Source organism: Clostridioides sp. GD02404 (assembly GCF_045898275.1).
GTDB classification, from domain to species: Bacteria; Bacillota; Clostridia; order Peptostreptococcales; family Peptostreptococcaceae; genus Clostridioides; species Clostridioides difficile_A.
Map to the genome: position 1 here is coordinate 74,878 of NZ_JBJOCA010000009.1, position 14,807 is coordinate 89,684.

Genomic DNA, 14,807 nt, shown 5'->3' on the forward strand with positions numbered 1-14,807 from the left:
TCAAATGAACTTGGGATTTTTTTAATACTTTAGAAATCATATCCTTAATTCTGCTTATACTATTCCAATAGCAGCTAGCACTATACAAATAATTATAACAGAAATTAATATTGTAGTTGTCTTGACTTTTTTTCCTAATAACCAATACATAATACCAAATATCATAGCTGGAAGCATACATGGCATTATTTGGTCTAAATAAGTTTGAATGGGCTCTGCCCACTCTCCACTACCTACATTAACACTGAGCTTTAACATTACATTAGAGGCAGTCATTCCTCCAATTACCATAAGCCCTAACATTGAAGCTGCTTCCATAACTTTTGAAACTATATTTGAACCACTTACATCTTTAAAAAATTGAGTTCCATACTTAAATCCTTTATCTAAACATATATAACGAATGATAAAATGAGGAATGTTTATTATTAAAAGAAATAGAATTGGTCCCATTATATTTCCCTGTGAAGCTAAAGCTATACCAACTCCAGCTGCTATAAGCTTCAATGTCCCCCAGAAAAATGAATCTCCTATTCCAGAAATTGGTCCCATTAAACTTGACTTAACAGCATTTATACTATTTGCATCAAACTCTTCATTTTTTGCATTTTCTTCTTCCATAGCTCCAGATATACCTACCAAAAGAGTACTTATATGAGGAGTAACTGACATGAATTCAAGGTGTCTTTTTAAAGCCTTCGATTTTTTTTCTTTATCATCTTTATATACTCTACGAATTATTGGTGCCATCATATATGCATATGCTATATTTTGCATACGTTCATAGTTCCAAGATGAATCTAATGTTAAAGACCTTCTAAAACATTTCCAAAAGTCTTTCCTCGTTATTTTACTGTCTGGTGAAATTGTCTCCAATTTCTTAGAATTCGTTGTCATCTACTACTACCTCCTTCTCTCCTACAAAGTTAACATATATTAAAGCTATTGCTAATCCAAATAATGCAACTCCTGTTACTGTTATATTTAGATAAGCAACCAATATAAATCCTAATAATAAAAATGCTACTGTTTTCTTATTAAGCATCATTCTAGCTAACATAGCAAAACCTATTGCTGGTATAACACCTGCTGCAACATCCATTCCATGAGTTACATATGATGGTATAAATGAAAGTATTTTTTCTATTACTGGAACACCTAATGAGAATCCTATACCTACTATTATTGCTAATATTAATTTATTTCCTATACCAAATAATAATTGCACACGCTCTACACCTTCAATATTACCCTCTTCTGCATAACGGTCAGCAATATGAGCTCCCCATGTAAGTACTACTGTCATTAAGAAGTTGTCTATAAGCAATACTAAAGTCGCTATAGGAACTGCAAGTACAACTGCTGCTGACACATCCTGACCAGTTAATATTACAAATGCTGTGGCAATAATAGAACCAGATACAAAGTCAGGAGGGTTACTTGCTCCAACTGGAAATGCACCCATAAATACTAGCTCCAATGTTGAACCTATTACTATACCTGTATGTAGATTACCTAGTGCTAAACCAACAAGTGGCGCAACAACTATCGGTCTATTATGCATTGTAGAACCTACAAAACAATGCATATATGCAAAGAATGCAATTAGAGTTATCAGAATAACTTGTGTAAATTCCATTTTCATCCCCCTAAAATTATATTAATTTCATTACATTTGTAGCATCATCATCAGGAACCAATTGTACAAATACATTTACGCCTTCTGAATCTAATTCTTTAATCATATTTATATCCTCTTTTGATACATGCACTGCTTTAGATATATTTTCACGATTATCATCTGATTTTGTTCCACCAAGGTTTATAGATTTAATGGCTTTTACTTCTTTGGCTAGCTTATAAACATCTTCTACAGATTCACAAAGTATCAATAAATTGTATTTATCAGTAACTCCTGAATTGAGTGCTTTTATAGAATCTTCTATATTCTTCATTACAAGTTTAACATTAGATGGTTTTGCCATTCTAAGTCCTGCCATTCTTAATTCATCCTTTAATAGCTCATCACTTGCTATCAATATGCAATCCGTACTTAAAAATTTTGTCCATGTAAATGCTACTTGCCCATGTATAAGTCTGTGGTCTACTCTTACTAATTTAATCATTATAGTTCCTCCCTAATTTTTTTTATTTCATCCATGAATGTTTTCACGTGTTCTACACTAACATCTCCAAAATCCTTGTAATTATCTTTAAAGTAACTTCCTATTATTGCCATATCTCCTAATTCAAGTTGTTTTTTTGCATTTTCTAAAGTAACTCCAGCAGCTATAACTAATGGGAAATCCCCTAAGTTTTTACGGAATAACTCTATCTTTTCCATTGATGTTTCTTGTCCTGTAGCATTCTCTGTAACTGCTATGGCATCACATCTTGTCATACCTATTTTTAAATCTTCTTCAACTGTTTTTTCCGATAATACTGGTTGATATTTAAATCGAACTCCCCCAATTAAATAAGCTGGACACTTTGAACGTTGTAATTTAAAAAATTCTTCTAATGTTGCCTCGTCTCTAGGTTTAACATGGCCTACTACAGAATCAACTTGTATATAATTTGCATTGTATTTTGTTGCCAGTTCAAATCCCATAGTATCAACATTTAAGCAGTTTACTCCATATGGTATTGACAAATCAGCGTTTGATACATACTCAAGTATTCTTTCTAAATCATAGTAATTGCCATAGTAGTTTTCTAACATTATTCCATCTACACCATTTTCCTCTAAGATTGTGATTTCTTTTTTAGCTCTTTCAAAGATATCTTCTGGAGTATCTCCTTTTAAATGTATCATTGCTATAATTGGCTTCTTATTTTTAAATACTGATAATATTCCCTTTTTTTCCATAAACTAAAATACCTCTTCTTCTTCTTTAATTTGTAATGTCACACTTTGTATTCCCATTCTAGATTCTTTCACTAATTCTTCTACATCTTTAGCTGTCAATTTATCAGAAAATCTTGTAAGAAGTTCTAATACCATATTCAAGTTCATTCCAGAGAATAAATTAACATTATGTAAGTTAGTTAATCTCAACATTGCAGTGCATACACTCGCACCATATAAATCAGATAAAATTATGTATTCACATTCTTTATCTTCTAATATTATTTTTTCTAATTCTAAGGCAAAATCTGAAGCACTTTGGCCAGGATACAAACTATATGAACTAACACAATTTGCTAAATCTCCTACTATCATTTTTACTGAATCTAAAAGACCCTTTGAAAATTCTCCATGAGATGCTAATATTATTTTTCTCATATCTGTCCTCCTACTAAATATAGACTATATTTCTGCTGATACTGCATATTTATACTTGTCACTTCTTATAAATTGTTCATTATAATATAAAACATCATTATTCTCTGTATACACTGATTGTCTTACTTTCAATAATGGCATATTACTTGCACACTTAAGATGGTTGGAATATTCTTTGTTTGAATGTTTTACTTCAAATATATTTTCTACACGCTTAGGTAATGTACTTATATTATTAGATATAACTTCCATTAAAGATTTATCTTCTAATTCTTCTTTTAATAAAAACATATAATCTATCCTAAAATAATCAACTTCAAAGATAACAGGTACTTCATCTATTAATCGAAGTCTTTTAATACATATTACCTTCTCTTCTAACTCAATACTTAAAGCCTCAGCAACTTGTTTATCAGCTTTTTTTATTAAAACAGATATTATTTGTGTACTTGGTTTTGCATTAATACGATGACAAGAATTAGTAAAACTATTTCCTGCACATGTAGCTTCTATTCTCTCTGGTATCGTTACATACGTTCCTTTACCACGTTTTTTACACAGTATATCTTCTTTCACAAGTTCATTCAGTGCATTTCTCACAGTTATACGACTTATATTAAATTCTTTGCATAAGTCTCCTTCAGATGGAAGTTTATCTCCTGGCTTATATATACCAGATGCTATTTGTTTTTTTATGTTGTCATACAGCTGTTGATATAAAGGAACAAATGAATTTACTTCTAAATCCATCTCTTTTCTTTGTTTCTTTTCATCCATTTTGTTCACCTCCCTATGTAACATTTTTTATAACATTATATAACAAGTTCTTTATTACATATTATAACAAGATGAAATCGTTGTCAATTTATTTTATTATTTTACAAAAAAATAAGACCATTGTATAACAATTTAAAATTGTTTATACAACAGCCTTTATTCACTTATTATTCTTATATTTATTTACAAATTGATATTAAAAAATGCCTTATATCCCTTATACATCTCATATATATCTACCTTAGAAACAATCTCATATGGTGCATGCATGTTTAGAACTCCAACACCACAATCTATAACCTCTGCACCTTGATTGGCCAATATATAGGCTATAGTTCCACCGCCTCCCTGGTCAACTTTTCCAAGTTCAGCAGTTTGCCATACTACATTTCCTTCATTAAAAATTCTTCTTACTTCTGACATAAATTCTGCATTTGCATCATTGCATCCGCCTTTGCCTCTTGAACCAGTATACTTATTTAAAACTATCCCATTTCCCATATATGCGGAATTTCTCTTTTCATACGCTTCTCTAAAATTTGGGTCATATCCAGCAGCGACATCAGCTGATAAAACCTTACTGTTTGCTAGAGCTCTTCTTACTTTAATATCACAGTAATCACCTTCCAAAGCAATTAATTCAGCTACAGTATTTTCAAAAAACTTTGAGTGCATACCTGTATTTCCTTGAGAACCAACTTCTTCTTTATCCACACACAATGTAACTGATGTAAATTCTGGTTGTTCAGTTTCTAATATGGCCTTCACAGCAGCATATGAACATACCCTATCATCATGACCATACCCTAATACCATTGACCTATCAAAACCTAAATCTCTAGCTTTCCCAGCTGGAACTACTTCAATTTCAGCACTTAATAAGTCTTCTTCAACTATACTATACTTCTCATTTAAAAGCTTTAATATATTTGCTGTTATAGGCTCTTTTTCTTCATCATTTAAAGGCATATTACCAATTAATATATTTAAAGCTTCACCACTAATTCCTTCAGATAATTTCTTTTGCATTTGGTCTCCAGCTAAATGAACTAATAAATCAGTTACACAAAATACTGGGTCACTTTCTTCTTCTCCAACAGATATGTCAACTTTCGTTCCATCATTTAATATAACTATACCATGTAAAGCAAGAGGAATAGCTGTCCATTGATATTTTTTTATTCCTCCATAATAATGAGTTTTAAAAAAACCTAGATTTCCTTCTTGATATAGTGGATTTGGTTTTAAATCCAATCTTGGAGCATCTATATGACTTCCTATAATTTTCATACCTTTTTCTATATAATTTTTGCCTATTACAAAAAGTGCTACTGCCTTGTCTTTATTTATAACATAAATTTTGTCACCACTACCTATACTTCCTTTTTCCATAGCTTCATCTATTGAAATGTAATTATTTTCTTTAGCTAATTTTATAATTTCTTTTACTGAAATTCTTTCAGTTTTTGATTTACTTAAAAAATCCATATAATTGCGAGAATATTGCATAACTTGTTCAATAGCATTTTCTTTTCTTTCAACATCCCATGCATTCTTAAATTCATGCTTTAAGTTCATGTTTTCCTCCTATTAAGTTTTAATTTTTATTATTTTTCATATATTGTTCATATTCCTCTGGTGAAACCACCTTGACACTGTCAAGTCTTGATTTAAAGTGTGCCCTAAAATTTTCTAAGTATTCCTTTCTTAAAAGTTCTCTTTCTTTGATTTCATCATCTGAAAGAACTCCCTCTTTATTTTTTTTTGCTAATTCATTAATCCTATCTAATTTCTTTTTGTCAAACATGTTTTCCTCCTAAAGACTTCTATTTATTTAATAAAATAATTTATTGCTTTTTATATCTAACTTGTTTTTATATTCACAAAAAAATTCATCTATATTATCACTGATTATGGTTATTCCTTTTTCTAACTCTTCCATGCTTGGACGAGCTATGTTTATCCTAAAAAATCTATCATCTACTAAATTGTCAAAAAAATAAGTTCCTGGAAGCATAGACACACCCTTGTTCAACATAAAGCTTGTAAATGCTTGGGATGTATATCCTCTTGGTAATTCTAAAAAAAAGTTTATTCCTCCACAAGATTTTCTAACTTTTAATTTACCACTCAATTTATTATTAATCAAGCTTTTTGCCAATTTGTACTTATCAGTATATATCTTCTCTATATGGCTTAAATAAATTTTCCAATCAAAATTCTCCATATAGTAATACATTGATTTTTGAATAAGGCCTGGTGTTGATATATCTGAAGAGTATTTAGCCCATAAAACTTTTTTTAGCAGTTCATTTGGCATTTCTACAATTCCTATCCTAAGACCCGGCATAAGTATTTTTGAAAAACTCTTTATATACACCACTCTATTTTTGTCATCATAACTTCTAACAGTCCTATTGTCTTTTGATTCAAATGTAAAATCACTTATAAAATCATCTTCAATTATATAAAAATCATGTTCTTCTGCCAGTTCTATTAACTTCTTTTTTTTATATGTTGAATAAGATATTCCTGTTGGATTTTGGAAATTAGGCATAATATATATAAGTCTTGGTTTTATTTTTTCCAATTTTAATTTTAAAATACCTATATCAATTCCATCATCTAACATAGGTATAGATATTATTTTTGCACCTCTACTTTTGAACACTTCAATCGCTCCATTATAAGAAGGTTCCTCCATAAAGACAACATCTGAATAACTTATAAGCCCTTTACAAACTATATCTATACCCTGTTGAGCACCTGATATTATTTGAATATTTTCTTTAGTCGTTTTTATACTTCCATCACTTAGATACTCTACCATCTTTTCTCTTAATTCTTCAGAGCCAAGACCTTCATCATAATCAAATATCGAACTGCCATCTTTAGATAATGCCATATTTACAGCATTTTTAAATGAATCAATAGGAAACATATCATTAGATGGATTTCCATTGTCAAAATGAATTAAATCATCTCTTTGTACAATATTTTTATTTTTTCTGTTGTCTACACCACTTTTATAAGAATTTGAACTTGACACGAATGTTCCACTACCTACAATTTTATATACATACCCTTCATTCTCTAAAAGCTCATATACTTTAACTATAGTAGTATTATTTACTTGTAGAAATTCTGATAGTTTTCTTATTGGAGGCAGTTTTTCATGTTCAACTAACTCTTTATCTATTATCAATTCTTTTATATGATTAAATATCTGTATATATTTAGTTAACTTCTTTTCACTTAAATCTATTCTGTATTTTTCCACATTTATCACCGCTCATTGTATTTATATTTTATTGATGCTTTCCCATATATTTGATATTATTTAGTATGTATATATAATACCAAAATTTTTATAAAAAGGGGAAATATTTATGTTTTATGACTATCACATGCACTCAAGTTTCTCTACTGATGGAAAATCTACAATGGAAGAAATGATAAAAAAATCTATTGAACTTGGTTTAAATGAAATTTGTTTCACAGACCATGTTGATTATGATGTTTATGCTGATGATTCTTTCTCAATTGTCTATGAAGATTATTTTAAAAGTCTAGAAACTCTTCAAAATAAATATAAGGATAAAATATCAATAAAAAAGGGAATTGAGTTTGGAGTTCAGACTCAATTAATGGATACCTATAGAAAAGAAGCCAATCAATATCCATTAGACTTTATAATATGTTCTATCCATGCTATAGATACAATGGACTTATATCTTGGTAGCTATTTTAAAGATAAAACTCAGCATGAAGTTTATGAAAATTACTACCTTTACTTATATAATATTGTTAAAAATTACAAGGATTACTCTATTTTAGGTCACTTAGATTTAATTAAAAGATATGCTCCTTATGATACTATTTTAGATGATAGATTGTTTTCTGATATAATTGAGGAAATTCTTAAACAAGCTATTTATGATGGTAAAGGTATTGAGATAAATACATCTTGCTACAGATACAACCTTCCAGATTTGACTCCATCTAGATATATCCTTCAAATGTATAAAGACTTAGGAGGAGAAATCATAACTACAGGTTCAGATTCACATCATGTAAGTCAAATTGCCTATGAATTCGATTACATATATACACTGCTAAAAAATATGGGCTTTAAATATGTATCTAAATTTAATAAATTGAAACCAGAATTTATAAAATTATAAATTTTTACGCCTCCTTGTGAATATATTTAAAAGATAAGGAGGTGATTTTTTTGAAAGTACCTTATTTAGTACTATCAACAGTTATTCTATTTATATCTAATTTTATTGTAAGGATATTTGGCTTTTTATATAAAATATTCTTATCAAGGGCTTTAGGCGAAACAGGTCTAGGTATTTACCATATGATTTTTAACTTTTTAATGATTTGCTTAGCTGTTACAACAACAGGCATACCTACTGCACTCAGTTGTTTAGTCGCAAAGAGAAAAGCTTTAAACGATAGACACAACACTAATGCTTTATTTATATCAACTTTATATATATCATTTTTCGTAGCGCTAGTTATATCTATAGTTGCATCTTTTAATAGTTCTTTTTTATCACTTAAGTTTTTAAAAGATGCCAAATTAAATCTATTTATACTAGCAGTTTGTCCTGCGATAGTTATAATAACTCTTTCAAATGTACTAAGAGGATATTATTATGGTATAAAGAATGTAAAAATCCCTGCTATTGGACAAATTATTGAACAAATTGGTAAAATTTTATTCGTTTTTTTACTGGTTATGTACATAAATAATAAATCTATGAATTGTTATATTGCCCTATTAGGTATATCGATTGGTGAATTGAGTAATATTATATTCATGCTTATTTGCTTATGGAGAGATTCATCATTTGACAATAGGTATATTATAAGTATTAAAGATTTTTATAATTCTTCAATGGAAACATTAAAAATGTCCATTCCCATAACTTGCAATAGAATGTCAAACATACTTTTACAGTCTATCAGCTCTATGATGATACCATCAAGATTAGCATTATCAGGAATTACTTATCAGCAGTCATTAAGTATGTATGGTGTTGTCAGCGGAATGGTAATGCCTTTTATATTTTTACCTTTTACTGTTGGTTCAGCACTTATTGTAAACTTGATACCTACTATATCTCAAGAAATGGCTTTAAGAAAACGTAAGAGTGTATTGAAAAAAATCAAATACTCTGTACTTCTAACTTTGTTTGTAGGTATACTATCATCAATATTTTTTTATTTCTTTGGAAAAGATTTGTGTGTACTAGTATTTAAAAATAAACTTGCTGGAGAATATTTAAAAGCTATGTTTTTAGTTCCACTATTTATGTCATTAAACCAAACTCTGTCTGGCATTTTACATTCAATAAGAAAAGAGTTGGCTTCAAGTATAAATACTATCACTGGTATGTTAATTCAACTTGTGGCTCTATACGTATTTCTTCCTATACCTGGACTTAATATCTATGCATACATATACACAATGACAATAGTATCAATATTTACTTGTCTATTACATACTATAGTACTTTTTAAATCACTAAAATCTATACACTAGTTATAAAAACGTGAAGGCTACCAAAGTAAATAATTTACATTGGTAGCCTTCCTTAAGATGATTTTTATTTATAATTTAAACTGTCTATATATCTACCTATCTATCTGTGGCAACTAGGCTTTCCACTTCCATGATGAGGTCCACATTGCGAAAAATCACATACTTTAGAGAAAGTATCAACAAGTCTTGGTTGGATTGGATTTGGTGATGCTAAAACTACTATTTGTTCACTTATTAATGTGCTAACTGTTTCTTGTAAGCAAAGTACTAAATCTATATCATTTGGTATTATTAATTCATAGAAAGGTTCACAACATTCATTACATTCTAATTTTAATATAGATTTTCCTATACAATCTACAGTTAAGTTAGTTTGATATTCTTGTCTTAGAGTAACAGCTCTTCCGTCAGCTGGTAAGCATATTGGTGCTGAAAGTGTGTTAAAAGTAAATTCTACATAATCAACTCTTCTCTTACATCCACCTCCTGCTCTGACTGCTGGGAAAGCTAATGCAACGAATTCTGTACATCCACATCTACCTCTTAGTTCTAATACTAAATTACGAACTGCTACAGTTAATCCTCTTTGTTTATAAGCTACTGATTTGCCTTTTCCTTGTCTACAACATTCAGCGTTTCTTTCACCACATACTGCAAATTCAAAAGTTGTTTCACAGTTTCTTCCTACTATATCTCCTAATGGGTCTAAATCGAAATCTTCTAAAGTTGTCATTCCTGTGTCTATAACTATTCCATCATTACTTAAGCATATTTTTTCTATAGTTACACTTGCTTGACCTGCACTTGGAACTGAACCAAATACTTCTACTACTTCTGTTTCAAAAGTTAATGGCTCTCCATTTGGTCCAGTTGCATCTGTAAATGTTTGGAATTGCATAGTATCAAATATTCTACTAGCCTCTATTGCAAATGGCACTGCATTTGATACTGAGAAATTTTTTGGTGATATAGGATTACAGCAATCTGGTCCACATTTGTTTTCAAAACATTCATCAGAATCCATTTGGCATGGTTCACAATCACATTTACAATGGTCATGGCATTCACAATGGTCATCACATGGATTAGGTTTGCATGGATTGCATGGGTTAGGTTTGCATGGATTGCATGGATTAGGTTTGCAATCATCATGACATTCACACTTATTATCATTATTACATCCATTATTGTGATGATGAGATTTTTTAAATCCTCTCATATCTTCTGAACTCATTTCCTCTGTATACACTTCTTCCTCACTAATTGTAGGCATTGGCTGATTTATCATTCTTCTTTTATTTTTTTTATAATCTTGCATTTTTCATTGCCCTCCCTGTAAGCTATTGTAATTAAGTCTTCGGCTTTTTGAAGCCTAATTAATACTATGCTCTTATAAACTTAATTGTTACTTCGCTTTTTAAATTTATCAATAATTAGATATATTTAGTAGAAAAATGCATTTTAATAAAAAAAGTACTACTATTTGAAATAGTAGCACTTTTTTTGTCCCGAAACACCGGTGGCTAAGTAAATTCACACCCTAGGCACTCCCAGGTGGGTGACTTGCCAGTAACTTTTAACGTCCAAACTAAACAGGCATGTTATAATTTACTAGACACGGTCTCCCGTATTTCATTTGTAGGTTGAATTTAAAAAAGCCTTATCGTATGTTTCAGGATTTCATACTATTATTATATAATAAATTTCGAATTTTTTAAAGTGGTTTTATATAGTAATTAAGATAAACTTATTCTAGTCTTACTTTTTCTTCCTTTTCTCTTTATGTAGTTAGTTAAATTATCTCTTTCTCTTAGTTCTATTCTTAGTATTTTTTTCATTATAATTACGCTCAGATTTTTGCTCATTTACATTATATAATTCTTCATCATGCACTATATCTTCATCATTTTCGACATCTTCAGAGTATGTTTCCTCATCTTCAATTAATTCTTCATCATATATTTCATTTTCGTCTATTAGCTCTTCATCATAGTTTGATTCCTCGTTCTCACAATCTTCTTCATCTTCATAATCTGATTCCTCATCCTCATAATCTAATTCTTCATTGTTATCTTCATCTTCATTATTATCATCACCTCTTAAAAGGCTACCAAGCAATTTAAGATTACTCATGCTTCCTAGATTATTTATATTTGCCAAAGAACTTAGACTGAATCCACCTTCTCCAAAGTCATCTGGCAAAAATAATTCTGCAAATAAGTCTATTTTCTTTTTCATTCCTATAGCTTTTTCAACTGAATTTTTTCTCTTTTCTGGGAATACATCTATAATTTCTTTTATCATCATATTCTTTTTATCATCACTATCCATTTTTCTGAAAAAATCTGTCTCATCTTCTGTATCTACTAAATCTATATTATTTAATTTTTTTATGCCTCTAACTAAGTCTAAAACACTTTCTATTTTTATTAGTATTTTTCTTTCATCTCTTGACATGTATTTTTTAGTTCTAGTTATTATTTCCATTCCCATTTCTAAATCTTCTTCACTCAAATCCATAAGCCTTAAACCTCTTTTTATATCATTTGCATCAAACCTTAAATTTCCATGTGTAGATTGTGATAGTTTATCATTTGCATTTTTTTTGTTTTTTCTAACTCTATTATTTCCTTTTGATTTATTTTTATCATCAAATATAGAGATATTACCATTACTCAATGCAATCACTCCAATCAAAAATAGTAAATTATTCAAGACAATTCCCCCTTATATTATATAATTGCCCTATATTAAAGTATGTTTTTCATATTTTAATGTTCCATTTTTAAAGCTCAGTGCATATATATTATCTATAAGAATTTTTATTTATATTATATATCACTCACAATTCACCACTTCAATATTATTTCTATATATAAATAGTATGAATATAATTCAATATATATTTATAGAAAGGGGTTTTTTTATGAAAAAATTAGATACAGAGTCATTAGAAAAAATGGCTAAACAAAAAAATATTGACAAGGATAAGATAGAAAAGATTGCTGATAATTACAAAGGAAAGTCAGAAAACGAACTTATGGAGGAACTTATAAAGATAGGTAAAAACTTGGATGGAAGAGATGAAGTAGTATCAAAATTCAAAGCATTTTTAGATGAAAATCAACGTAAAAAATTAGATAATATAATGGAAAAAATCTCAGATGCAGAAACTCAAAGAGACACTAAGGCAACTAAGACTAAGAAAACTAAACCTACTAAAGGTAAACCAAGTTCACCTGCACCAAAAAATACACCAAATGGTCAACAAAAAAAATCTAAAGGTTTATTTAAGAAAACTAAGAAATCCAATCCTCATGAGTAAATAAAAAGTAAACCATTTAGATATTAAAACAATTATTTTTTTAAACTATTCTTAAATTTGATATTATTGACATAAAAAATCAGGTAGTGCTTTAAGCGCTACCTGATTTACTTTAATAGTTTTATTTTTTTCTTTCTATAACACTTTCTCTATCAACAATTCTATAAGGTAATTCTATTTTTTTATTTTCAATTATTTCTTTATTTATTAATTTTATAACCATTCTTATTGCTACTGCTCCCATATCATATAAAGGTTGATATACTGTAGTAAGTTTAGGTCTATACATTTTAGCTATCTTAACATCATTAAATCCTGCAACTGATATATCTTCTGGAACTTTATATCCAGCATCACAGATAGCATTTATAGCACCTATAGCGGCCTCATCACCTGTTACAAAAGCTGCGTGAGGTATTATTCCATCATCTAATAATTCTTTCATACTGTTGTATCCACTTTCATAATCAGTTCCACCATATTTAATTAAACTCTGGTCTAATTCTATGTTGTTATTTGAAAGTGCTTTCTCATAACCTGAGAGTCTCTCCATCTCTAAAACAGTATCATCTTTACTCGTCATTATAAAAGCTATCTTTTCATGACCTTTCTTTATAAGATGTTCTGTCATATCAAAAGTAGCCTCTTTATTACTAGTACTTACTGTATATATATCATAATCTCTAGCAGTTTTACTTATATATGTTGCTGGTATACCACAATTTTGTATATAGTTGATGTGTTCTTGTTCAACCACCCATGAAATCATAACTATACCTTCCACTTGTTTTGCTCTCAATAGATTTATACTCTTAAGTTCTTGTTCTTTATCAGAGTATGTATTAGCTAAAAGGATGTCATAATCATACATTTTAGCAACTTCCTCTATCCCATTTAATACCTCATTAACAAAAGAATCTGAAACTTCTGGAACTATTACCCCTATTAATTGACTCTTCTTAGTTACTAAACTTCTCGCAAGCGGATTTGGTATATATCCAGTTTCTTTTATAACCTCTAAAACTTTTTGTTTGACTTCATCAGTCACAGGTTTTGAATCATTTATAACTCTAGATACTGTAGATATTGACACGCCTGCTTGTTTAGCAACATCTTTTATCGTTATATTGCCTTTCATCTTCATCCTCCTTATTTTACTAAATTTATCTAAAACTGAACCAAATTTATGAAGGTTCCTATTTTAACTATATTTATATAAGTTTTTATTTTACCATAAAAGCAAGTACATTTAAATACATTATATTTTATATTATACCCTATATTCAACAAATTTAATAATATTCATTATTAATTTAAATCATATTAAAAAACAAAATAAAAAAATGCTGGTATTTTATACCAGCATTTTTCCACTTTAATGATATTAGTATTAGCAACCGCAGCCACAGCCTCCATCACCATCAAAGAATCCACCACATGAACAAGTTATTAATAATAGTATTAAGAAAGGTATCCATGACATTATGTCAATATCTCTCCAGCAATCTTCAAAAGCTAAGAATAGGAAGAATAGTACTATTATCCACCATCCTCCTCCACCAAAGCATCCTTCTTCTCCAAAAAATCTATCTAACATAACAAAGCCCTCCTTTTTTTAGTAACTACTATCTTTACTCTAAGCATCCACCACAGCAGCAAAGTATTAATAAAACTATTAGGAATGGTATCCATGCCATTATGTCAAATTCTGCCCAGCTTTCTCCAAAAGCTAAGAATAGGAAGAATAGTACTATTATCCACCATCCTCCTCCACCAAAACATCCTTCTTCTCCAAAGAATCTATCTAACATTCCACGTTACCTCCTGTTGATATTTTGTTGAGCTTTTCGCTCCTAACATAT

At 29.4% G+C, this 14,807-nt stretch carries 17 protein-coding genes and 1 other RNA gene; 3 read left to right on the top strand and 15 right to left on the bottom strand.

All coding sequences use genetic code 11. The annotated features are described in order from the left end of the window. Window positions 1-54: 54 nt before the first annotated feature. From Q3287_RS07540 to Q3287_RS07580, 9 genes are all read right to left on the bottom strand, one after another. Complete coding sequence (locus Q3287_RS07540; protein WP_054269627.1) at window positions 55-897, bottom strand: PTS system mannose/fructose/sorbose family transporter subunit IID; 843 nt, start codon at window positions 895-897, stop codon at window positions 55-57. Continuing rightward, window positions 881-1,639, bottom strand: a complete 759-nt coding sequence (locus Q3287_RS07545) for a PTS sugar transporter subunit IIC (RefSeq protein WP_054269626.1) — start codon at window positions 1,637-1,639, stop codon at window positions 881-883. Before Q3287_RS07545 ends, Q3287_RS07540 begins: the two co-directional genes overlap by 17 nt. A gap of 16 nt (window positions 1,640-1,655) precedes the next feature. Beyond that, on the bottom strand, window positions 1,656-2,126 hold the full coding sequence (locus Q3287_RS07550) for a PTS sugar transporter subunit IIB (protein WP_054269625.1): 471 nt from the start codon (window positions 2,124-2,126) through the stop codon (window positions 1,656-1,658). After that, on the bottom strand, window positions 2,126-2,869 hold the full coding sequence (locus Q3287_RS07555) for a BtpA/SgcQ family protein (protein WP_054276208.1): 744 nt from the start codon (window positions 2,867-2,869) through the stop codon (window positions 2,126-2,128). The genes Q3287_RS07550 and Q3287_RS07555 overlap by 1 nt, the downstream gene beginning before the upstream one ends. Window positions 2,870-2,872: 3 nt before the next feature. After that, window positions 2,873-3,286 (bottom strand): PTS sugar transporter subunit IIA, encoded by a 414-nt coding sequence (locus tag Q3287_RS07560; RefSeq protein ID WP_054276207.1) that lies wholly within the window; start codon window positions 3,284-3,286, stop codon window positions 2,873-2,875. Window positions 3,287-3,310: 24 nt separating this feature from the next. Continuing rightward, window positions 3,311-4,063, bottom strand: coding sequence for a GntR family transcriptional regulator (locus Q3287_RS07565; protein ID WP_054269622.1), 753 nt, complete (start codon window positions 4,061-4,063; stop codon window positions 3,311-3,313). A gap of 183 nt (window positions 4,064-4,246) precedes the next feature. Continuing rightward, window positions 4,247-5,641 (bottom strand): aminopeptidase, encoded by a 1,395-nt coding sequence (locus Q3287_RS07570; RefSeq protein WP_054276205.1) that lies wholly within the window; start codon window positions 5,639-5,641, stop codon window positions 4,247-4,249. A gap of 19 nt (window positions 5,642-5,660) precedes the next feature. Then, on the bottom strand, window positions 5,661-5,870 hold the full coding sequence (locus Q3287_RS07575) for a DUF896 domain-containing protein (protein WP_054269620.1): 210 nt from the start codon (window positions 5,868-5,870) through the stop codon (window positions 5,661-5,663). Window positions 5,871-5,897: 27 nt separating this feature from the next. After that, a complete protein-coding gene (locus Q3287_RS07580; RefSeq protein WP_407813296.1) occupies window positions 5,898-7,343 on the bottom strand; it encodes a PLP-dependent aminotransferase family protein in 1,446 nt (481 codons plus the stop codon). Window positions 7,344-7,452: 109 nt separating this feature from the next. On the opposite strand from Q3287_RS07580, the gene Q3287_RS07585 reads away from it, so the two are divergent. Further along, window positions 7,453-8,247, top strand: coding sequence for a histidinol-phosphatase HisJ family protein (locus Q3287_RS07585; RefSeq protein WP_167640111.1), 795 nt, complete (start codon window positions 7,453-7,455; stop codon window positions 8,245-8,247). Between the two features lie 50 nt (window positions 8,248-8,297). Continuing rightward, the gene (locus Q3287_RS07590; protein ID WP_407963798.1) at window positions 8,298-9,620 is read left to right on the top strand and encodes a polysaccharide biosynthesis protein; all 1,323 of its coding nucleotides are present in this window, start codon (window positions 8,298-8,300) and stop codon (window positions 9,618-9,620) included. A 100-nt stretch (window positions 9,621-9,720) separates the two neighbouring features. Here Q3287_RS07590 and cdeC read toward each other — a convergent pair whose 3' ends face one another. The 3 genes from cdeC to Q3287_RS07605 form a co-directional block, all read right to left on the bottom strand. Further along, the gene (gene cdeC, locus Q3287_RS07595; protein ID WP_054269617.1) at window positions 9,721-10,938 is read right to left on the bottom strand and encodes an exosporium morphogenetic protein CdeC; all 1,218 of its coding nucleotides are present in this window, start codon (window positions 10,936-10,938) and stop codon (window positions 9,721-9,723) included. 183 nt (window positions 10,939-11,121) lie between these two features. Further along, window positions 11,122-11,302, bottom strand: a non-coding RNA gene (gene ssrS, locus Q3287_RS07600) — 6S RNA. Between the two features lie 115 nt (window positions 11,303-11,417). Further along, window positions 11,418-12,335 carry a hypothetical protein gene (locus tag Q3287_RS07605; RefSeq protein WP_074179590.1) on the bottom strand — a complete coding sequence of 306 codons (918 nt, stop codon included), beginning with the start codon at window positions 12,333-12,335 and terminating at the stop codon, window positions 11,418-11,420. Between the two features lie 211 nt (window positions 12,336-12,546). On the opposite strand from Q3287_RS07605, the gene Q3287_RS07610 reads away from it, so the two are divergent. Beyond that, entirely contained in the window at window positions 12,547-12,945 is a 399-nt protein-coding gene (locus Q3287_RS07610) for a hypothetical protein (protein ID WP_054269615.1), read from the top strand. A 121-nt stretch (window positions 12,946-13,066) separates the two neighbouring features. Here the strand turns inward: Q3287_RS07610 and ccpA are convergent, their stop codons facing one another. The 3 genes from ccpA to Q3287_RS07625 form a co-directional block, all read right to left on the bottom strand. Beyond that, a complete protein-coding gene (gene ccpA / locus Q3287_RS07615; protein WP_054269614.1) occupies window positions 13,067-14,089 on the bottom strand; it encodes a LacI family transcriptional regulator CcpA in 1,023 nt (340 codons plus the stop codon). 246 nt (window positions 14,090-14,335) lie between these two features. Continuing rightward, window positions 14,336-14,542 carry a hypothetical protein gene (locus Q3287_RS07620; protein WP_054269613.1) on the bottom strand — a complete coding sequence of 69 codons (207 nt, stop codon included), beginning with the start codon at window positions 14,540-14,542 and terminating at the stop codon, window positions 14,336-14,338. 34 nt (window positions 14,543-14,576) lie between these two features. After that, window positions 14,577-14,756, bottom strand: coding sequence for a hypothetical protein (locus tag Q3287_RS07625; RefSeq protein ID WP_054269612.1), 180 nt, complete (start codon window positions 14,754-14,756; stop codon window positions 14,577-14,579). Window positions 14,757-14,807 lie beyond the last annotated feature (51 nt).

Bases quoted from the DNA above. Each gene is read 5' to 3' on its own strand.
- Q3287_RS07540 (WP_054269627.1), bottom strand. From the start codon at position 897: ATGACAACGAATTCTAAGAAATTGGAGACAATTTCACCAGACAGTAAA.
- Q3287_RS07545 (WP_054269626.1), bottom strand. From the start codon at position 1,639: ATGGAATTTACACAAGTTATTCTGATAACTCTAATTGCATTCTTTGCA.
- Q3287_RS07550 (WP_054269625.1), bottom strand. From the start codon at position 2,126: ATGATTAAATTAGTAAGAGTAGACCACAGACTTATACATGGGCAAGTA.
- Q3287_RS07555 (WP_054276208.1), bottom strand. From the start codon at position 2,869: ATGGAAAAAAAGGGAATATTATCAGTATTTAAAAATAAGAAGCCAATT.
- Q3287_RS07560 (WP_054276207.1), bottom strand. From the start codon at position 3,286: ATGAGAAAAATAATATTAGCATCTCATGGAGAATTTTCAAAGGGTCTT.
- Q3287_RS07565 (WP_054269622.1), bottom strand. From the start codon at position 4,063: ATGGATGAAAAGAAACAAAGAAAAGAGATGGATTTAGAAGTAAATTCA.
- Q3287_RS07570 (WP_054276205.1), bottom strand. From the start codon at position 5,641: ATGAACTTAAAGCATGAATTTAAGAATGCATGGGATGTTGAAAGAAAA.
- Q3287_RS07575 (WP_054269620.1), bottom strand. From the start codon at position 5,870: ATGTTTGACAAAAAGAAATTAGATAGGATTAATGAATTAGCAAAAAAA.
- Q3287_RS07585 (WP_167640111.1), top strand. From the start codon at position 7,453: ATGTTTTATGACTATCACATGCACTCAAGTTTCTCTACTGATGGAAAA.
- cdeC (WP_054269617.1), bottom strand. From the start codon at position 10,938: ATGCAAGATTATAAAAAAAATAAAAGAAGAATGATAAATCAGCCAATG.
- Q3287_RS07610 (WP_054269615.1), top strand. From the start codon at position 12,547: ATGAAAAAATTAGATACAGAGTCATTAGAAAAAATGGCTAAACAAAAA.
- ccpA (WP_054269614.1), bottom strand. From the start codon at position 14,089: ATGAAGATGAAAGGCAATATAACGATAAAAGATGTTGCTAAACAAGCA.
- Q3287_RS07620 (WP_054269613.1), bottom strand. From the start codon at position 14,542: ATGTTAGATAGATTTTTTGGAGAAGAAGGATGCTTTGGTGGAGGAGGA.
- Q3287_RS07625 (WP_054269612.1), bottom strand. From the start codon at position 14,756: ATGTTAGATAGATTCTTTGGAGAAGAAGGATGTTTTGGTGGAGGAGGA.